Below are 19,602 nucleotides of genomic sequence, written 5' to 3'. Positions count from 1 at the left end.
CAAAAACAAAACCGGATAAATTTCTGAATTTTTCATAAGTCATTACGAGGGATTCTGATTACCCACTCGGTCCCTTTTCCTTCTTTAAGTTCAATCGTCCCGTCAAGCTGATTGGTCACAATATTACGCACGAGTGTCATACCAAGCGAATGAGTCTTTAACAGATCAAAGTCATTCGGTATTCCTTTGCCGTCATCGCCAACAACGAGGTCTATGAAATCACCGCTGCAATTCATAAAAATATAAATTCTGCCCTTTTTTCTGCCTGAAAAGGCATATTTTATGGAATTTATCAAAAGTTCGTTTACAACAAGACTTATCGGAATTGCCAGATTTAGACCAAGCTGACATTCCCCTCCATCAACGTCCAGACTTATTTTAACATCGGCTGAATAGTTGCCTATAATCTCCTCCCCGAGATTTCTAAGGTGCTCTCCTGCTGATACTGTTGAAATTGACGAAGACCTGTAAAGACTTTCATGGACAGCTGCTATTGAGAATATCCGTGTTTCAGCGTCACGAAGGGAGTTTGCAACATCCTTTGTATCTGCTGACCTTGCCTGTACCGAAAGAAGGGAGATTATAAGTGCAAGATTGTTTTTGACACGGTGATGAACCTCCTGCAAAAGAACAGTCTTTTCCATAAGAGCCTTTTCAGTAACCTTTGCGGACTTAATCTGATCCGTTATGTCTACAAGAAAATTAAGCGTCGCAGGCTTACCGTTCCATTGTATAAGTTTTGCATTAAAATCAAGTATTCTTACCTCTCCCATACAGTTCCAGGCACGTATTGTGGATTTTTCTGTGACATCAGGATTATCTGTACCAGAAAACATTTTTTTATGAATTTCAATAACTTTTTCACGGTCGTCCCTGCATATGAAATCAATAAAACTGCGGGAAAAAAGTTTTTCATTTGAAAAACCCAAGAATTCTGCGGCGGATGGATTTACGTAGCAGAATTTCTCATTTCTGGCTATAATGATATTAATCCGTGCATTTTCAACTACGCTTCTGTAACGTTCTTCACTCTCCCTTAAAGCTTCTTCAGACTTCTCCTTTTCAGTAACGTCGGTCAGAAAATTGAGCGTTGCGGGTCTTTTATTCCACTCGATTACGACCACATTAAGCTCCACTATACGGATGTGCCCTTCGCCGTCAATTACACGTATTTTATAACAGTCAGGAACACTGATTCCTGCAAGTCTCCTGTTATTGATGTCAAGAATATAATCGACATCATCCTTATGCACAATTCCCGGAAGAGACCTGTTCATTAGATCTTCCGGACTCATTGACAGAATTCCGGAGACAGAAGGGTTTACGTAAACTATTTTCTGGTCCTGAAATATCTCTATGCCTATGGGGGAATTGTTAACAAGGCTTTTGTACATCATCTCGCTTTCCTTTAAAGCCTCTTCCGATCTTTTTTTATCGGTTACATCACGGATAACAAGAAAAAAACGGTTTTTCGGACCAACTGTTGCGGCATTAATACTTATTCTGGTATAAAGAATATTTCCGTTTTTTTTGACAAGTACCCAGTCAAAAAAATCAGGGTTCTTCCCGGCTGACGAAAGACGCACAATCTCATGGATGTAATCATCTGAACGCATTCCGTTAGGCTGGTACTCCGGGGAAAAATCAGGAATGCTTCTGCCGATTATTTCATTTCTTTCATATCCGAGAAGTCTGCTCATCTTTAAATTGCAGTCTACACAGACCCTCCCGTCGCCTACATAGATGGCATCATTTACATTTTCAAAAAGAATCCGGTAATTCTGCTCTGACTCATGCAAAGAAAGTTCAGCTTCTCTGGTATCCGTTATATCTATACCGATTGCACCAACTGCATTTTCCATATTGCTGCAGGAAACAGGAAACAAAATGAATTTAAAGGTATGGAGATTTCCGTCACGTAAAATAAAGGTGTTTTCCATCTCCGCAGGTCCGTATTCGAAAACTTTTTTGTTGACCTCATCAAGTGCACAGGGGTCATTCTCCCCGAAGATCTCAGGAATAAAGCATATATCCAGATTACCCTCATAAAAGAAGACATTTTTTGTATAACGGTTGGAATAAAGGATTTTTCCGTTTTTGTCACGGATATAGGCGCAGGCAGGAAGTTTGTCCATGAAAGTTACAAATCTCGTATTTATTCTTACCAGATTTTTTTCAAATTCCTTTTCATGGGTGATATCTCTGCCGCACCATACTAAACCTGCAAATACACCATCATCATCAAAAAAAGGCGTCCTGCACACGTCGTAATGAAAAAATTTGCCCTTTGAACAGATACTGCACAAATTACGTACAGATTTGCATTTTTCTTTTGAAAAGGCAAAATCATGTGCATGACTCTCCATAAGACTCAGGAAAGAATTTTCAGGATTTTTCTGTTTTTCGTCTTCAATAACAGAATCCGCACTCTTTCCGACAGGCTCTTTTGTATTGTCCCTTCCCAAAACCTTCCTGCAAAAAGTAAGATTTGCAAATGTACATCTTCTGTTTTCGTCCTCAGCCCAGATCATATCAGGGACATTATCGCACATTATTCTGACAAGGTTATACAGGCTCCGGTATTTTTTTTCACTTGAAACAATATCATTTTTAAGCATTTCACTGGAAATAGCGGAACCCAGAAGGGATGCAGTCGCACAAAGGCCCTCCTTTTCACCGGCAGACCATGATATCTTTTCCCCTGATGAAATAAAACACAAAAAACCCCAGTACCTGTTGCATGCATATACCGGTACAGTAATGGCATATTCTCCTTCTGAGAGGAAAAGAGCTCCCAAACCATAGTTATCCAGGATTTCTGAAGACCAGAATGTTGTTTTACCCTCTTTTAGGAATGATTCGTCCATTCTACCGGTTCTGAGATTTTTCACGTCTTTTTTCATGAAATCTTCACAAAACGTCTCATTTTCCCAGTAGCAAAACAAAGAGAATTCAAAGACAGCCTTTATGCCGTCACACCTGTACAGGTATATCCTTTCAAAACCTGCTGCCTTTCCTATATCTAAAAGGGCCTCCTTTATATTTTTTTCAAAAGATCCTCCTGACAGAAACTTTTCTGCCGCAAAACCGACAGCCCTTAGGATAGCCTCCTTTTTTCTCATCTCCTCCTCTGCCTTATGTGCACGATGCCTTTCCACGGCGGTCTCTATTGCAGCTTTAATCTCCTGTGCCGCAGCAGGTTTTGTAAGAAAACCGTATAACCCCGATTTTATGCATCTCTCAATGCATTCATCATCATTGTACGCGGTAACATATATGACGGGGACACTGAATTCACGGTTTATCCTTTCAGCCGCCTCAATTCCGTCCATATTTCCTTTTATACGGATATCCATCAAAATGACATCCGGGTGTGATGACAAAGCAAAAGAAAACGCCTCTTCTCCGCTTCCTGCGACACCGGTTACAAGATAGCCCATTTTCGTGAGAACTTTCCTAAGACTCATTCCTATTAGAGCCTCATCCTCAACGATCATCACTTTCAGTCCTCTGTACACAAAAAATCCCCCTGAAAAAACATTAAATTCTGCCCGGATAATCCTTTGGGCATTTTTTATGCCCATATCTAATTGGCATGTATATAACTATATGGTTATTTCACTACATGCACAGATTAAACAAATAATATCAAAACAGCAAAATAAAAAATACGATTTGGTTGTTTTTTATTTTTTTGAGTCCTCTTTTGACCTGTAATAGCATACTTCAGCTTCCTGCTGAATGACGAGTCCTCCGCCGATAATTTCCTCAAGAAATGGTTTTATCTCATTTATTTTTTCTTCAGAGTCTACAACTTCAATTACTACAGGAAGGTCAGAAGAAAGCCTGATAATCGAAGATGTATGAATACGGCTTGTTGCACCAAAACCCGTTATTCCCCGTGTCGCCGTTGCGCCGTAAAGACCTTTTTCACTGAAAAAATCAATCAGATACTGAAATAACGGTTTTCCCCTGTACCTGTCGGATTCTCCGATATATATCTTCAGAAGAACCGCTTTTGAACCTTTCTTAAGCATCATAAGATAAGACCTCCTGCAATCTTTGCAATAATTCTTCCGGCCCATACTGCCATAAGAGTCAAAAAGAGCGTTCCTCCGACGTTCAAAAAGAAATTCAGTGCATTGCTGTCCTCCAGCATCCTGAAGGACTCATAACTGAACGTCGACATTGTCGTAAATGCCCCTATAAGGCCGATTGTCAGGAAAATTCTTGTTTCATCACTGAAGACTCCGGTGTACTCGGTCATATACATAACAAAACCCAGAAGAAAGCTTCCAATAACATTTACCCCCATAGTTCCCAGCGGGAACGACGAGTAACCGTCCTGAATCCAGCCCGAGATCAGATAACGCCCTATGGCGCCTACAAACCCCCCTACTCCTACAAGCAGTAAAGCATTCATAGTTTAAATTCCGTAAACTGTTTTTTTGGCAGGTTTTAGTTTCTAGCTGCAGGCACATAATAATATTCCCCGGGAAAGGTTCCCATAGGAAAATGTTATATTTTCCTGAAATCCTATATCGTTTTGAGAGTGTTTTGTTTTGCTGGTTATTGTTCGGAGATCCGACGGAAAAGAGGAGGAGATAGAAATTCCCGACGACTACTGCCTTGAACCCGGGGACATTCTGAAGGACGGCTCAGTAATAATAATGGTCAGGTGCAGTGAAGAGGATGAGATTGACGCAATATCCATGGGATTTTTCGCTGACGAAAAAGATGACGACCTTCTTTAGATTTCAGGCATAAATGTGCAAAAAACGAAAACTATAGTTTTTTTTTATTTTTTGATATGGTAATAGTTCAGCAAAAAATATATCCAATCTTTTTTCATCTCCCAAAATCCACCCCCCCCTCCTGTATGCCACCTTTATATTTTGAATATTTTCTTTGAATAATAATTTATACCATAGAATGAAATTTTTAGAAAACATGCAGGTAAAATTCAAAGAAACCGGGGACAAGTAACGAAATGGCGCATAAACCGGAAAAAATAATTGATGTAATAGATTTAAAGCATAAATACGGGGATTTTGAGGCAGTAAAAGGGATCTCGTTTTATGTAAACAAAGGGGAGATTTTTTCATTTTTAGGACCAAACGGGGCAGGAAAAAGTACAGCAATAAATGTCCTGATTACTCTTTTAAAGCTCCAGGAGGGAACGGTCAGGATAGCAGGCTACGACCTTAAAAGTTCACCGGAACTGGTGAGAAAATCCATAGGGATAGTTTTTCAGGAGATTACTCTTGACCGTGACATGACGGTTTACGAAACGCTTGAATTTCACGCAAGATTATATTCAGTGCAAAAAGACCTGATGAATAAAAGGATTGAAGAGCTTTTAAGACTTGTAGAACTTTCCGATAAAAGAGACTCCCTGATAAAAGAGCTTTCCGGGGGGATGAAACGGCGTCTTGAGATTGCAAGAGGTCTTCTTACGCGACCGCAGGTCCTGTTCCTCGACGAACCGACGATTGGACTGGACCCGCAGACAAGAATGAAGACATGGGAATACCTTAGAGACGTAAACAAAAACGGCACGACGGTTTTTCTGACCACCCACTATATGGACGAGGCCGATAAACTTTCTGGCAGAATCTCGATAATAGATAACGGCAGGATTATTGCTACCGGGACTCCCGGAGAACTTAAAAACAGCCTGGGAGAAGACATAATATACCTTGAAACATCTGAAAACAAAAAATCACTGGAAATACTAAAAAGCCATCACGGAGTGCGCAGTGTCTCTGAAAAAGAGGGGGTGCTGGTCCTTACATCGGAATATGACGGGGCAAGGATTCTTCCGGAAATATTGCAGCTTCTTGAAAAAAACAGCCTCAAAACCGTATCGGTAAACCTGAAAAAACCCTCTATGGACGATGTATTCCTGCACTACACGGGCACTGCACTAAGAGACGGGGTAAAAAGCAGCACATAAAAAAAAGAGGAAAGAATGGCAGACCTAGGATTTTTTAATATTTACAAGAGGGATATGACAAGATACCTGCGTTTCAAGACGCAGCTTCTCTCCTCTCTTCTTCAGCCTGCACTTTGGCTTGCATTCTTCGGAATATCAATGGCAGGAAACTTCGACAGAATTCTGTCATCATCCCAGGAAGTGTCAGGTGCTATGTCAGTCGGCTATCTTACTTACATGTGCGCCGGAATAATAGCCGTCACAATACTTTTCACGAATATATTCGGTGGGTTCATACTTCTATTCGACAAAAACTGGGGCATCCTGAGGGAGATCCTTGCAAGCCCCATGCCGAGAAGGCACCTTATAACCGGAATAACAATGTCCGGAGTTACAAAATCTCTTATACAGTCATCGATAATTCTCGTCTTCGGCCTGATACTTGGAGTTCAGTTCTTTTCAGGGTACTCTGTCCTTCAGACAATAATATCAGTCGCCGGGATTTTTCTTTTTATCTCGCTTTTTGCGGTTTCCTTTTTGAGTATTTCCGCCACTATTGCACTCAGGATGGACTCACCGGAGGGTTTTCAGGGGGTTACCACGCTTCTTACCATGCCGCTTTTTTTTGCATCAAACGCCCTTTACCCCCTTGACGGAATGCCCTCGGTCGTCCAGGATATAGCGGACTTAAACCCACTCACGCACCTCATAAACGGGATAAGGTACTTTGCAATAGGAAATGATTTCAATGCGATAGGGATGCATTTTGCATACTCCTCCCTGGACATCCTGATATCGTTTACGTACCTTGTAGTATTCGCCGCAGCTATGTTTGCGACAGCCTGGAGAACGGTAAACAAGGTAGTCGTCACATAAAAGAACAACAGATTATTAAGATAATGTAATACTTTTTTAAGATTTCAGGCATATAAAAAACCATGATATTACTAAATTTTTTAAAAACACGCCAGATACAGCTGTTTACAACAGAATTTCCGTACAAAAAATATAACTGAAACAGCACTTAAATAGTAACTGATGGCATCGAAAGTTTATTTTGCAGACCTGCAGCACAAAAGGCCTTTTGAAAATACAATAGAACTTATAGACAGGCTTTTTAACGAGGCTGAGACCAGAAAAGCCCTTTCTGAAGGTGACCTTACTGCCGTAAAAGTTCATTTCGGTGAGGAGGGCTGCGATACATACTTAAATCCGGTTTTTGTACGAAGAATAATAAACAATATCAAAGAATGCGGCGCAAACCCGTTTCTGACAGACACAAACACACTTTACTCAGGGTCAAGACACAACTCCGTAAACCATATTAAAACCGCAATAGAGCACGGATTTGACTATGCCGTAACAAACGCACCGATAGTAATAGGCGGGGGCCTTAAATGCGACAACCACTGTGAAGTCACAATTGACAAAAAACATTTCAAAACAGTCAAAATAGCGCCCGAAATATGTGAAGCCGACAGCATGATTGTAGTTTCACACTTCAAAGGCCATATCGTCGCAGGATTTGGCGGAGCGATAAAAAACCTTGGGATGGGTTGTGCGACATATGAAGGAAAACGCGACCAGCACAGGGTGCTTCAGCCGGAAGTCAACCTGGACCTCTGCACAGGATGCGGAAAATGCAGGAAAGTATGCAGTTTTGAAGCTCCCGAAATAATCGATAAAAAATCCTACATAAACGGGGACAAATGCGCATCCTGCGGCCAGTGCGTACCTTCGTGTCCCGAAGGGGCAATATCATTCTGCTGGGACGAAGATATAGTTCCTTTCACCGAAAGAATTGCGGAATATGCTCTCGGGGCAGTAAAAGGAAAGGATAAGAAAACAGCATACATCACATTTCTGATAAACGTGACACCTCTGTGCGACTGCGCACCATGGAGCGATGCCCCGATTGTTCCAGATATAGGAATACTTGCTTCAGACGACCCCGTGGCAATCGATGCGGCATGCCGTGACCTTGTAAACATGCAGAAAGGAAACGAAGGGACGCACCTTCAGTGCAACCACCTGCCGGGCGAAGACAAATTCAAAGGGACATGGAGCTATACCGACGCCGACAGGCAGATTATCCACGGAGAGGAGATAGGACTTGGAACTGCCTCGTACGAACTTATAAAAATCTGAATAATTTATTCTTATAACAAAGAAAAAAGGGTGCGTAAAAAATGGCAGATGTAATTATTCTTAACGCAAGTCCCAGAGAAAACGGAAATACAAAAATCCTGTGCACCGAATGTGCGGATGCAATCGAAAGCGCCGGCTTCACCACTGAGATTATTTCATTCCGCGGAAAAGCGTTTACTTCCTGCATAGCATGCGGGAGCTGCAAAAAAACAGGCAAATGCGCAATAGACGACGGTTTAAACGATGTAATAGATGAAATCAAAGACGCACAGGGCCTGATTGTTGCAGCTCCGGTATACTTCGGGACGGCAAGGGGGGACATTATGTCTGCTATACAGAGAATTTCCATGGTCTCCTACGCAGGCGAAAGGTTTTTGTCAAAGATGGTCGGAGGCCCGATAGCAGTAGGGAGAAGAGGCGGACAGACAGCTACAATCCAGGAGCTTCTGATGTTCTATTTCATAAACGACATGATTGTCGCAGGCTCGGACTACTGGAACATTGCATTCGGAGGCGACACAGGCGCTGTTGCAGAAGACAAAGAAGGAATAGATACCGTACGTAAATTCGGCAGCAACGTGGCGTTTATACTAAAATCCCTAAACCAGTAAACCTTTTTTTGACAGGAAAAGCCAGCCGGATACCAAAATCATTTTTTTATCCCAGAATATAGTATAAACCATATACAGGTTTATAAAAGCGGGGAGTCTTCCCGAAAGAAAAAAAGAGCAGACTGAATTTAAAACCGGTTTCATCGCACTAAAAATAAAAGGCCGGACTGAATACCCCGAAAAATATATTCGAATCCGGCAGAGACTCAAAATAAAAGTGAAACGGTTAAAAACCTAAAGTCTCAAGGCCCATTGTTTCACTTTCCTAAAGTTTAATCCGCCTCATCACGCTCTGATATAAAGGAGACCATATTGTTTCCGCAGGACCTAATGACTTCATCCGCAGAGTGCGAAGACGTGAAGAGTTCACACTCTTCCCTTTCCATAACGTCTGACAGGCTCATAGGTTTTAAAAGCCCGTCTTTTATACACAGATTAAAATGCCCCATTTTTAATTACAAAAAGATATTCACGTCCAGTATAAAGTCTTTGTGTCCAGAAAATTCATTGGCACTTAAAACAGACATTAGTAACATTGATTTCGGAGATGCTGACGCAATTTACAGATTTATCCGGCCATTGAAAAATAAAACCTCAAACACTCTTTATGATTCAATCATGAGATATACAAATTTAATCTGATATATTTTCCCGGTTTTTCTGAATTATCCCAAAGTACAGAGAACAGTCATTTTTTTTACTAAATTGAAATAAAAATTTCATTGAAAAACCTTTTTAATTTTATAGAATATATCAAAAATATATAATTTCACGTCAAAGGAATTCATTACGGATATAAATTGAATAATTTAAACAATACAATCACTCAACGCAATTACTGGAGACTTCTGCACCATGCACCACAACAATCCGGAAATCTACAAAAAGAGAATGCATAAAATCATACTTCTGCTGCTTTTATCGTTTATAGTATCTTCCGCCATTCAGCCGGTGCATGCCGGGGATACAAAAAACGTACTGTATATCAATTCATACCACAAAGGCCTTGACTGGAGCGATGACGAGTCAAGAGGAGTGTCGGACTGCATTTCCCAAAATGGCAATGTGAACCTTTACACTGAATACATGGATACGAAAAACTATCCTTCTGAAGAGAATTACAAAAATCTCTACAACTACTACATGTACAAATACCGGAACAAAAACTTTGACGTCATAATTACCTCTGACGATAACGCCCTGAACTTTGTCACAGTGAACAGAGAAACTCTTTTCAACAATAATACGCCTGTTGTCTTCTGCGGTGTAAATGAAGTTGCTCCGGATTTCACCAAAAGATACCCTGATATTACAGGCTGTCTTGAAACCCTGCCTATAAAGGAAAACATAAACAATGCCATTGCGATAAACCCTGTCAAACTAAAGTGCATATATTTCATAACAGACGACACAGAGACCGGACAGTCCTACAGAAATGTTATAAAAAATATAACAAAGGACTACGACGGCAGCGTTGAATTCGTCAATATATATGATATCCCGATGAGTGAACTTCTGTATGAAGTTTCAAATATGCCCGATGACTCGGCAATAATATACACGGTATTCAACAGGGACGCAAACGGCGAGGTATTCACAAACAAAGAGGCTGTAAAAGCAATAGCAGGGGCCAGTTCCGTACCGGTATATGTTATGGTTGACAACCTCGTCGGAACAGGTTCGGTAGGAGGGATTGTCTCTTCCCCATACGTGCATGGATATTTTGCCGCCGAAAAGGCAATAAAGATAATAAACGGCATTAAACCTTCAAAAATCCCGATTACACATTACAACGTCAGCCAGCCCCTGTTCGATTATGACATACTCAAAAATTTCGGCTACGATCTCTCAAAACTACCTGAAAACTCCACTGTAATAAATAAACCTCCAAATTTCATCAGTATCTCCGTAGCCGAATTCACCATAATAATCTTTGCATGCATAGGGCTTTTTGTCATACTTGTTGTACTGGTCTTTCTAAACAGAAAACTGAAAATAACCGGGGAACTTTTGAAACTAAGCGAAGAAAGGCTTTCAATGGCCCTTTACGCAACCCAGGACGGACTATGGGACTGGGATTTTGATAAAAAAGAGTACTACACAAATTCCGCAGGACTTAAAATGCTTGGCTACAGAACTGGTGAAATTGTGATAACCCCAAACACCTGGATAAAGATGATCCACCCTGACGACAGGAAGGCCTTCATTGAAGGCTATAAAAACTGCATAAAATCCGGGGGTAAATTCATCCAGGATTACAGGATAATGACAAAGGACAAAGGGTGGAAATGGATACGCTCACGCGGAAACGTTGAAAAAGACAGTGAAAACAGCCCGGAAAGGATTGTCGGAACTTTTACGGATATAGACGAGACCGTAATGTACAGGAATGCGCTTTTGGAGGCGAATAAAAAACTCAGCATACTATCGTCAGTTACAAGGCACGACATCTTAAACCAGGTTACGGCACTTCTGGGATACATTGAAATCATGAACGATGACATCGGAGAAAATCCCAAAGTTTCAAAATATATTCCAAAACTTGTACGCCCGGCAGAAGTCATCCAGCAGCAGATAAACTTTACAAAAGACTACGAGGAGATGGGGCTTTCAAAACCTGTCTGGCAGAATGTCGCAACAGCTGCAAAAAGGGCTGCTGCATCTGCAAAGGACGAAAATACTGTCATATCAATAGAGACAGGAAACGTAGAGATATTTGCGGACAAAATGCTTGAAAAAGTATTTTTTAACCTTTTTGACAACACAAAACGTCACGGTAAATCCGCAACAAAAATAAGCGTCTCGTTTAAAACCGGAAACGACAAATCAGGGATTATAACAGTTGAAGACAACGGGATAGGTATAGAAGAGGACAAAAAAGAGGAAATCTTTGAGAAAGGATTCGGTGGAAATTCAGGGTACGGACTGTTTCTGGTAAAGGACATTCTTGAAATAACCGGCATAAAGATACGTGAAACAGGAATTCACGGGAAATGCGCCAGATTTGAGATGACAGTCCCTGATAATCTGTGGCACGTACCGGCAGATATAAGGGACATAAAATAATTTAAAGTGTTTTTTTAGTCTGAACAGTAAACATCCGTAAATAGGCCATCCCGCATAAAAATAAAGTTACAGGACTCACAAAACAACTGTTATGGTATTCTATTCACTTTTTTATCAGTTGCATATATTCCATATAAAAAACTGCAAATTTACTATGCCTCTTCCTTTTTCTCTCCGCCTGAGGAGGACTCTTTAATGAGATCAAAAAAAGTCTTTATTTTCTCGTATTTCAGCCATTTCAGGTCAATATCCAGTAAAATTTCAGAAATTTCAGAAGCTGCGGCAGATATATTTTTTAGATCCGCGGATGCCGATGATTCCGAGATTTTTCTGATTTTTCCGAGGGGCATCTTTATGCGTGCACACAGGTCTGCTATCTCTTCTACATTTTCACTGTGAGCCTTAAAATTCATCGAGATTCTCTCTTCTTTCTCCTCAATCTCCTTCTCACGCGTGGTGTCAGACCCTATAAACGCAGCATGGGTTATCGAATTGTTATCCGAGAGCGGTATAGTTTCAATCGTAAGATACCTGACGGTTTTTTCATTTTTATATGTTCTTTCCATCCTGTATGAAGAACCGTTGTCAAATATCTCCTGGTAATCCCACTTTTTCCCAAAGATTTCGGAAGGAAGAATTTCATAAACCGGTTTGTCAAGTTTTTCAAGAGATATTCCGATATTTGCACACAAATCCAAAAAAGCCTGATTATAAACGACAATTTTCATGTCAGAGTTTATCATGAAGACCGAGTTGTTCATCAGGTCCATTACTATTCTGTAGTACCTCTCAAGCCTGCATTCGCCGTTTTCGTCCTTTACGTCATCAGGTATGATTACAAAAAAGAATTCGTCAGGCTCCCATTTGTTACCTTTTATAAACCCGATATTCATTGAAACAGGGATTTTGTCACCGGACTTCTTCTTCAGACTAAGCCCGTCGGCCCACGAAAGCATAGTCCTCCTTTCAAATGAATCATTTCTGACCGAATCCATCAGGCCAAGGACTTTCCCCTGGTCGAGTTCGAATATCGAGAATATATCAAAACCCAGAACATCACCTCTCATCCATCCTGTAAGTGATTCCGCCGGGGGGTTTATTCTCGTTATATTGCCCCGGGTATCAGTCGTAACCACGGCATCTGACACCAGAACAAGCGTTTTTTCAACGGTTTCACCGGGAGAGCCGACTTTCTTTAAGATCCTGTGCTTGTGAAGAGTCATCTCGATGTTGCTGTATAGCTCCCTTTCATTGAAGGGTTTTATGAGATAACCGAAGGCGTTGGTTTTAAGCGCCCTTTTTAATGTCGCCTCATCGGAATGAGCCGTCAGAAATATTACAGGTATATCATACAGGGAATAAACTCTTTCGGCTGCCTCTATTCCGTCAATATCCCCCTGGAGTATAATATCCATCAGGACAAGATCAGGACTGAGCTTTTCTGCCATTTTCAGCGCTTCAAGCCCGGTCTGAGCCTCGCCGACAACTGTATAGCCAAGATTTTCAAGCGTCTCCTTTATCTCAAGAGATACTATCCCTTCGTCCTCTGCAATGAGTATCTTTTTATTAGTGGCCACAGGTCTCACTTTCCCTTTATTTAAACGTTTAAATCAGTCTCTACAGGAAATATCACTATAATCTCGGTCCCCGAACTGTTCCTCATAACCATATTCCCTCTGAGCTGCTTGACAAGGGACATCACTATCTTTATTCCCAGGGTATCTACATATTCAGGGTCAAAATTTTCCGGGATTCCTACACCGTCATCTTTGTAGTATAAAGTATAAGGTGCTTTTTTTCCATATATATCTATTTTTATATGTCCCTGCCTATTCCCGGGGAATGCATATTTCATGGAATTCGTAAGAAGCTCACTTGTTATAAGTGCACAGGGGACGATAGTATCCAGGTCAAAATTCAAGTCTTTTTCTGATGTAACGTCAATTGTCACCCTTCCTATCATATCCGAATATTCCATCAGGATATCCTTTGACAGGTGCTCCAGGTATTCCCTGATATCAATAGTCGCAAGGCTTTCGGACCTGTACATCTTTTCGTGGACCATCGCCATCGAGTACACCCTGCTCTGGCAGTCTCTTAAAATATCACGGGTTTTCGGGTCTGAAGTCCTGCTGAGCTGAAGCCTCAGTATACTTACTATAATCTGAAGATTATTCTTTACCCTGTGATGAACCTCCCTTAAAAGCATCTCCTTTTCCTTTAAAGAAAGTTTTATTCTCTTTTCGGCGATGACATTATCAGTTATGTCAAGAAGACTTATCATCTTCATCTCGGCGTCTGTGTCACTTCTGTCAGAAGCGCTGAAAAAAAGCCTGCACGTATGAACCGAGCCCTTTTCGTCCTCGATATAAATTTCAGGAGGAGATTTTATTTTGCTTTTCTGCAAACCCGGACTTTTTCCTGACAGCATGACAGCTTCGATTACTTTGCGGCTTCCCTCTGCTATAAAATTAAGTTTTTGTACAGGAAATCCGACCAGACACTTCTTGTCATATCCGAACTGGGAATAAAAATTGTCGTTTACATCAGTTATGATGCCGTTTGAATCAGTTACTATAAGAGGCGCAGGAGACGTTTCAAACAGAAGCCTGTACTTCTCCTCACTGCTGTGAAGGGCAATGCTCAAAAGAGTGATGATAAGCCCCAAACCTGCCATAACAATCGCGTGCTCTCCCGCATCGACTATTACTGAAGGTTCCGGAGCAACCGCCCATACGAAGACAAGGTAAATGCCCATTACCGCAAGTGTATAAACCATCCCTTTTTTCCGGAAAAAAAAGGTAGCTATTATCACGGGTATGAGAAAAAGGTTGGCTACGGTATCCGTTATATCAAAAAGATAAGAGATGAAATTTACGAAAAAAACGAGCAGTGTCAGGACTAAAATTATTATTTTCCAGTGACCGCCTGACTCGCTTTCATTTGAACCGTTTATCAGCATAAATCGACCAGGATTATTATTTATTATTAATTTATTTAATGTAGGAGTATTTATTTTTAGATATCAGAGGAAATCATTTTGTTCGTATGGAAAAATGTCCTTTACCGGAGAATTCAATGCTTCAATAAGGTCTTTTACCGTTGTAACGACGACAGAGGACTCATCAAGCATCAGGTTGACCCTTTCATTTGGCCCGGCCATGCGGAAATCCGTCCTCAGTGATACGACCTTTTTATTCATGGCATATGCAAAACCCATCTCCCATGACGTGCCGGAATCGGCATCTGCCCCGTCTGTTACGGATACGACGATATCCGCCTTTTTGAGTTCAGACAGATTCTTTTCAAAAATACTCTTATTTAGATATGCTTCTCTTGAACCGATACAGTCTCCCGTCTCCTGGGGAAGATAAACGTCAAAAAGATTTTTTCCCAGGATTTCTGAGAGCCGCCTGTTAAAACTTCTTTCGGCCGCAGTAAAAAGCGGTGCAGCAAGATATACCCTGTATTTCGAGAACACTGATACGTCATAAGCCGGAATACCTGAAAAAAGATTCAGGAATGCCCCTCTGCCGGGCTTTTTCTCATCAGAGTAATAGGTCGCGGTAACACCGCAGGAAGGCGATGAATCAACGCCTACAATGCATAAAGGAGCTCCCATGTCCCGGATTTTAGCGTGCACATCTCCGGAAAGGTCTTTTATAAGCCTCTCAAATTCAGGGGTATTGAGATTGTCAAGATAACTCCCCGGTTCCCTTTCTTTACCGAGATATATCGTCTCGGGACACGGAAGATACACTATTTCAACTCCGAAAGTCCCGCACCGTTCTACGCACCGTACAAACATATTGATGTCAGAGGGTTTTGTAATACCCTTTGCCCTCAGCCCGGGGTCTTTTATGCACGGGCACATCAGTATAAACATTGATACGATTTTGGTTACCAAGTATAAATGATGATACCGCTTTATGCATGGCGGGACAACAGCTGTGATCCAAGGGTCTGTTCGGTAAAGAAACTTCACAGATTCGGCATGGTCAGAATATACCCGAAAATAGCATCTGTTCCAAGAAACACTCTCGTCCTGGACCCTACGGCAGGTCAGGCACTCTCGCCGGCGGATAAAATATCACCGTCAATAACAGTACTTGACTGTTCATGGGAGACTCTCAATACCGGAATAATAGAAGGCTGGAAAAGGAGGCGTGCACTTCCGTTTCTTGTCGCTGCAAACCCCGGGCATTTTGGGAGGCCGTTTATGCTGAACTCAGTTGAGGCATTTTCCGCGGCGCTTTATATTATCGGTGAAAAAGAGCAGGCAAAAACGGTCCTTTCAAAATTCAACTGGGGGTTGAGATTTCTCGAGGTAAATGCAGAGCCCCTTGAAGAATACGCCGGTGCAAAGGACTCCTCGGAAATCGTCAAAATACAGTCATATTATCTCTAAATGTCAAAAATATACTCTTAAAAACCTAAAATATTGCATTTTTAACTCACATAAAATGTGCATATGATTGCCATAAAGACACAGTGAAACCCGTAAAATATAGTTTGGGCATATATTATTGCCATTAAAGATATATATGCTGAAACCAGACATCTGTATAGCCTCCCCCAGAATAAAAAACTTAGAAGGGTATCAAAAGAGAGACCATTAAATACGGGTTTTTTTAGGAGGCTGCAGCAAAGAGAAGATCAAAACTCATAAATGATCACCGCAGATGAGCTTGATATTTCATTAGAGAGAACACCAGATAATAACCAGAAGACAGATAAAACCAGTAATCTTTTGTCCAAAAAAAGAGTTTTTTCATACAGGGATAAAATAAATCCCGCTCTTATTCTGGCGGCGGAGAAAGGGCAGTAATTCTCCGCCGCAATGAAAAACAAATTCTCACAATTGCTACCTTAACCCTGGTATACCGGATATTTTTCCGGCATTTACCAGGTAAAATTAATTCAGGCAGGGTAAAAATAAAAGCGATTCATAAAGCCGTTAGTTTTTTTCATTTGTCTATCGAAGAGAATAGTTAAACCGCACCAGAAACACAGGTGCTGTTTTTCAGTTGAAAGATAATACCTTCAATTTTAAAATACCGCCCTGCCCTGAAAAAAAGTTTTTACAATTTTTTCCCCGGGACAGGCAAAAAGAGCAGACGAATAAAGGAGGAACAGATCATAGTGGAAAAAATACCATACAGCGCTATCTGGAAAAGCATGATGCTTGAAGTGTTCTCGGAAGACGAAAAACACGGAAACCGCGTAAAATGGGAGTCGGTAAAGCACGCAAGAGACTACTGGGACAGGACAAAAAAGGATACTGCAAGGGTTAAAGACCAGATAAAAATGATAAACCCAAAAGAAAACGATACTATCCTTGACATAGGTTCAGGCCCCGGGACAATAACCATTCCTGCGGCAAAGATTGCAAAAAGTGTCGTTGCAGTGGAGCCTTCAGGCGGGATGTGCACGGTCCTGAAAGAAAGGGCTATTGAAAACGGCCTCTCAAACCTCTCGGTTATCCGGAAAAAATGGGAGGAAGTGTCTTTAAATGAACTACCTAAAGGTAAGTTTGAAAAGGTTATCGCATCGTACTCTCTGTCTATTGCAGACCTGGGCCCTGAAATTTTAAGGATGAACTCCGTATGCTCAGGAAAGGTCTTTTTGTTCTGGTTTGCCGGGGACTTCACGTGGGACGATCCTGAAATGAGAAACATGTGGAAGACCGTAAAGTCAAAGGACTTCTACCCAGGACCTAAGGCAGACATATTATACGGTGTCCTTTCAGACCTCGGTATATACCCTGATGTAACTACTTTTCCGCTCGGGGTCCATGATGTATACGGGTCGCCTGAAGAGGCATGCGCAAGAATCTGCCAGAGGCACTCGGTTATTGATGAAGATGACAAAAAAAAAGTCCTTGAATTTTTCAGGAGCAGATCAGACGGCAAAACCAAAATTTCCGGCTTTTCAAACCGTGTCTGCATGTGCTGGGATGCCGGACAAGTCCGGGACAACCGGGATTTCTAATTTTTTGGGTTTCCCCCCGTGTATCCACCTATTAATCTGAGACTTTATTCCAGAGCCTTATAATCACCGGAAAAAGCTGCCATGAAAAGTCAATATTGGCATCATCTTCTCTTTACCAAGTAGACTGCGGCAAACAGAATTATTACAAACAGTGCTATAAAAAATTTGAGCATGTACCCGCCGTCTTTCGAAACGGACTCTATAATTCCTGCAGAACCCGTGCCCTGGCGTCTTGACCAGTCATAGTCAAAAACGTCCTGATAATATTTCCCTACACTGCCTCCTGAAAGAATCACCCCTGCCTCACGGTTGTACGAAGGTGAGTTTTCGTTCCAGTTAACAGAACTTATCAGAACGTTGTCCCCGTCGGTTATTACGGCTTTGTTGTGAATCTTTTCAACGCCAAGGGCGTTTAAATCAATGAGGGCTGCCGAAAGGTTCAGGTTTCTCTCTTCTGCAACCGAATTTATGTAATCCGCCATTTCATCATTGTCGTTGTCGTCTTCAGTGTTGTAGTAATATGAATCCAAGAGAATGCGGACACGCACCCCTCTATCCGCGGCAGACACCGCCGCCTCAAGGTAAGGATTTTTACCGGACGACCAGTTTTTGATATAGGCCTGCTCTATATCAACGGAAGTCTGCGCTTTTTCTATCATATCCTGTATAAGATAACTCGTATCAGGAGAGAGGACAGGCGTTACAGAAACACCGGTGAAATTTTCCGGTTCGAACAGGGGCGAGAAAGATTTTTCCAACTCCTCTTCAGGGTATTTTTCCTTTCCAAAAAAAGGCGTAACCCAGCCGCCTGAAGTATCTGTCTCAAACACGTCACCGAAATAGGACGTGAAGTTTATGTCCCTGATATAAACACCATAGCCGCGGTTTCCGGATTTTCCTTTCAGGGGAAAACCTGTCTCCCCAAAGTTCTCGCTTGTTAGAAGGACGTTTCTGTCATCAGATATCAGGTATTTGGCGTGGTCATACCTGTAAGGTGTATGAAAAACCCCTTTTTCTGTTTCGACCGTGTATAACATGCCGCCTGCACCGGAAAGCTTTGATGCCAGGCAGTACTCCTCTCCTGATATCCCGCCTACAGGCCCTCCCTCGAGAAGTCCTTTTACTAACACTCCCATGCCTGCCTTTTTCTCTAAAAGCCCTTCAATTTCAGGACTTGTAAACTCGTATACGTTAAATTTGATGTCAGACTCCGCTTTCTCTATTGCATCAGAGATAACTTCATACGAGCAGTCGGGTGAGACAAAAGCCGTCAGCGATACATTTTCAAAAGTGACCGGACCGAAATCCGACTGGCCTATGTAATACGGACGTACGTCCCACACGTCGTCCTTTAACACATGAACCATCCCTTCCCTGCTCTTGAAGTCGCCCGGCCAGGCAACCTCCTGCACAGGCCTGTTGTCTTCAAAGAGAGTCAGTCCGTCACCGCTGTTTCCCATCCTGAAATTTCCCGAGCGCACGACACCTGGAACAGACGGGTCGGTGTCATAGATTTCATAATCAGGAGGTGCACCGTGAACAGCCTCATACGCCCTGCCCTCCCTTGCAACGGTTACAGAGCCTTTACAGAAGTCGCCGGAGACAAACCTGACGCTTCCCTCGCCGTCACTTACCATAAAACCGTCAAGACTCCCGTTTCCGGATATGACAAAATACTCGTCGCCTTCACCCTTCTGCCAGGTATCGGGGCAGACCGATGTTATCTTAAATGCATACGCGGAGGACACTAAAAAGAAGAGCAGGACAGCTATAACGAGAACAAGAATTAACTTTTGGTGTACCCCCGCCATTTAGAAGTTATTATGACTTTTTGAATATTATATCTGGCGA

Annotated in this window: 17 protein-coding genes; 9 read left to right on the top strand and 8 right to left on the bottom strand. The window is 41.9% G+C overall.

Annotated elements, in window-relative coordinates:
• Positions 1–32: 32 nt before the first annotated feature.
• From J2128_RS06980 to crcB, 3 genes are all read right to left on the bottom strand, one after another.
• Positions 33–3,518 (bottom strand): PAS domain S-box protein, encoded by a 3,486-nt coding sequence (locus J2128_RS06980; RefSeq protein ID WP_209690427.1) that lies wholly within the window; start codon positions 3,516–3,518, stop codon positions 33–35.
• A gap of 168 nt (positions 3,519–3,686) precedes the next feature.
• Positions 3,687–4,040 (bottom strand): DUF190 domain-containing protein, encoded by a 354-nt coding sequence (locus tag J2128_RS06975; protein WP_209690426.1) that lies wholly within the window; start codon positions 4,038–4,040, stop codon positions 3,687–3,689.
• Positions 4,037–4,423, bottom strand: a complete 387-nt coding sequence (gene crcB, locus J2128_RS06970; RefSeq protein ID WP_209690425.1) for a fluoride efflux transporter CrcB — start codon at positions 4,421–4,423, stop codon at positions 4,037–4,039. The genes J2128_RS06975 and crcB overlap by 4 nt, the downstream gene beginning before the upstream one ends.
• Before the next feature lie 139 nt (positions 4,424–4,562).
• Here crcB and J2128_RS06965 point away from each other — a divergent pair, with 139 nt between their 5' ends.
• From J2128_RS06965 to J2128_RS06945, 5 genes are all read left to right on the top strand, one after another.
• On the top strand, positions 4,563–4,754 hold the full coding sequence (locus J2128_RS06965; protein WP_209690424.1) for a hypothetical protein: 192 nt from the start codon (positions 4,563–4,565) through the stop codon (positions 4,752–4,754).
• A 236-nt stretch (positions 4,755–4,990) separates the two neighbouring features.
• On the top strand, positions 4,991–5,956 hold the full coding sequence (locus J2128_RS06960) for an ATP-binding cassette domain-containing protein (RefSeq protein WP_209690423.1): 966 nt from the start codon (positions 4,991–4,993) through the stop codon (positions 5,954–5,956).
• A gap of 15 nt (positions 5,957–5,971) precedes the next feature.
• On the top strand, positions 5,972–6,811 hold the full coding sequence (locus J2128_RS06955) for an ABC transporter permease (RefSeq protein WP_209690422.1): 840 nt from the start codon (positions 5,972–5,974) through the stop codon (positions 6,809–6,811).
• A gap of 162 nt (positions 6,812–6,973) precedes the next feature.
• Positions 6,974–8,083, top strand: coding sequence for a DUF362 domain-containing protein (locus J2128_RS06950; RefSeq protein WP_209690421.1), 1,110 nt, complete (start codon positions 6,974–6,976; stop codon positions 8,081–8,083).
• Between the two features lie 41 nt (positions 8,084–8,124).
• Positions 8,125–8,694 carry a flavodoxin family protein gene (locus J2128_RS06945; protein WP_209690420.1) on the top strand — a complete coding sequence of 190 codons (570 nt, stop codon included), beginning with the start codon at positions 8,125–8,127 and terminating at the stop codon, positions 8,692–8,694.
• Positions 8,695–8,966: 272 nt separating this feature from the next.
• Here J2128_RS06945 and J2128_RS06940 read toward each other — a convergent pair whose 3' ends face one another.
• On the bottom strand, positions 8,967–9,143 hold the full coding sequence (locus J2128_RS06940; RefSeq protein ID WP_209690419.1) for a hypothetical protein: 177 nt from the start codon (positions 9,141–9,143) through the stop codon (positions 8,967–8,969).
• Between the two features lie 406 nt (positions 9,144–9,549).
• Here J2128_RS06940 and J2128_RS06935 point away from each other — a divergent pair, with 406 nt between their 5' ends.
• Positions 9,550–11,760 carry an ABC transporter substrate binding protein gene (locus J2128_RS06935; protein WP_209690418.1) on the top strand — a complete coding sequence of 737 codons (2,211 nt, stop codon included), beginning with the start codon at positions 9,550–9,552 and terminating at the stop codon, positions 11,758–11,760.
• A 152-nt stretch (positions 11,761–11,912) separates the two neighbouring features.
• On the opposite strand, the gene J2128_RS06930 is transcribed toward J2128_RS06935, so the two are convergent.
• The 3 genes from J2128_RS06930 to J2128_RS06920 all read right to left on the bottom strand — a co-directional run bounded on the left by J2128_RS06930 (position 11,913) and on the right by J2128_RS06920 (position 15,667).
• A complete protein-coding gene (locus tag J2128_RS06930) occupies positions 11,913–13,337 on the bottom strand; it encodes a response regulator (protein ID WP_348632372.1) in 1,425 nt (474 codons plus the stop codon).
• Between the two features lie 20 nt (positions 13,338–13,357).
• A complete protein-coding gene (locus tag J2128_RS06925; protein ID WP_209690416.1) occupies positions 13,358–14,722 on the bottom strand; it encodes a sensor histidine kinase in 1,365 nt (454 codons plus the stop codon).
• Positions 14,723–14,785: 63 nt separating this feature from the next.
• Positions 14,786–15,667 (bottom strand): nucleoside 2-deoxyribosyltransferase, encoded by an 882-nt coding sequence (locus tag J2128_RS06920; protein WP_348632371.1) that lies wholly within the window; start codon positions 15,665–15,667, stop codon positions 14,786–14,788.
• Between the two features lie 9 nt (positions 15,668–15,676).
• On the opposite strand from J2128_RS06920, the gene J2128_RS06915 reads away from it, so the two are divergent.
• The 3 genes from J2128_RS06915 to J2128_RS06905 all read left to right on the top strand — a co-directional run bounded on the left by J2128_RS06915 (position 15,677) and on the right by J2128_RS06905 (position 17,751).
• Positions 15,677–16,168 (top strand): DUF367 family protein, encoded by a 492-nt coding sequence (locus tag J2128_RS06915; RefSeq protein WP_209690859.1) that lies wholly within the window; start codon positions 15,677–15,679, stop codon positions 16,166–16,168.
• A gap of 261 nt (positions 16,169–16,429) precedes the next feature.
• Positions 16,430–16,588, top strand: a complete 159-nt coding sequence (locus J2128_RS06910) for a hypothetical protein (protein WP_209690415.1) — start codon at positions 16,430–16,432, stop codon at positions 16,586–16,588.
• 314 nt (positions 16,589–16,902) lie between these two features.
• Positions 16,903–17,751, top strand: a complete 849-nt coding sequence (locus J2128_RS06905) for an rRNA adenine N-6-methyltransferase family protein (RefSeq protein WP_209690414.1) — start codon at positions 16,903–16,905, stop codon at positions 17,749–17,751.
• Positions 17,752–17,852: 101 nt separating this feature from the next.
• Here J2128_RS06905 and J2128_RS06900 read toward each other — a convergent pair whose 3' ends face one another.
• Positions 17,853–19,562: a phospholipase D-like domain-containing protein gene (locus tag J2128_RS06900; protein WP_209690413.1), complete on the bottom strand. Its 1,710-nt coding sequence runs from the start codon at positions 19,560–19,562 to the stop codon at positions 17,853–17,855.
• Positions 19,563–19,602 lie beyond the last annotated feature (40 nt).

It is taken from the genome of Methanomicrobium sp. W14, from assembly GCF_017875315.1.
Lineage (GTDB): Archaea > Halobacteriota > Methanomicrobia > Methanomicrobiales > Methanomicrobiaceae > Methanomicrobium.
This window is presented reverse-complemented; position numbering and strand designations above follow the sequence as displayed.

Bases quoted from the DNA above. Each gene is read 5' to 3' on its own strand.
- J2128_RS06955 (WP_209690422.1), top strand. From the start codon at position 5,972: ATGGCAGACCTAGGATTTTTTAATATTTACAAGAGGGATATGACAAGA.
- J2128_RS06910 (WP_209690415.1), top strand. From the start codon at position 16,430: ATGATCACCGCAGATGAGCTTGATATTTCATTAGAGAGAACACCAGAT.
- J2128_RS06925 (WP_209690416.1), bottom strand. From the start codon at position 14,722: ATGCTGATAAACGGTTCAAATGAAAGCGAGTCAGGCGGTCACTGGAAA.
- J2128_RS06915 (WP_209690859.1), top strand. From the start codon at position 15,677: ATGATACCGCTTTATGCATGGCGGGACAACAGCTGTGATCCAAGGGTC.
- J2128_RS06945 (WP_209690420.1), top strand. From the start codon at position 8,125: ATGGCAGATGTAATTATTCTTAACGCAAGTCCCAGAGAAAACGGAAAT.
- J2128_RS06900 (WP_209690413.1), bottom strand. From the start codon at position 19,562: ATGGCGGGGGTACACCAAAAGTTAATTCTTGTTCTCGTTATAGCTGTC.
- J2128_RS06975 (WP_209690426.1), bottom strand. From the start codon at position 4,040: ATGATGCTTAAGAAAGGTTCAAAAGCGGTTCTTCTGAAGATATATATC.
- J2128_RS06940 (WP_209690419.1), bottom strand. From the start codon at position 9,143: ATGGGGCATTTTAATCTGTGTATAAAAGACGGGCTTTTAAAACCTATG.
- J2128_RS06935 (WP_209690418.1), top strand. From the start codon at position 9,550: ATGCACCACAACAATCCGGAAATCTACAAAAAGAGAATGCATAAAATC.
- J2128_RS06950 (WP_209690421.1), top strand. From the start codon at position 6,974: ATGGCATCGAAAGTTTATTTTGCAGACCTGCAGCACAAAAGGCCTTTT.
- crcB (WP_209690425.1), bottom strand. From the start codon at position 4,423: ATGAATGCTTTACTGCTTGTAGGAGTAGGGGGGTTTGTAGGCGCCATA.
- J2128_RS06960 (WP_209690423.1), top strand. From the start codon at position 4,991: ATGGCGCATAAACCGGAAAAAATAATTGATGTAATAGATTTAAAGCAT.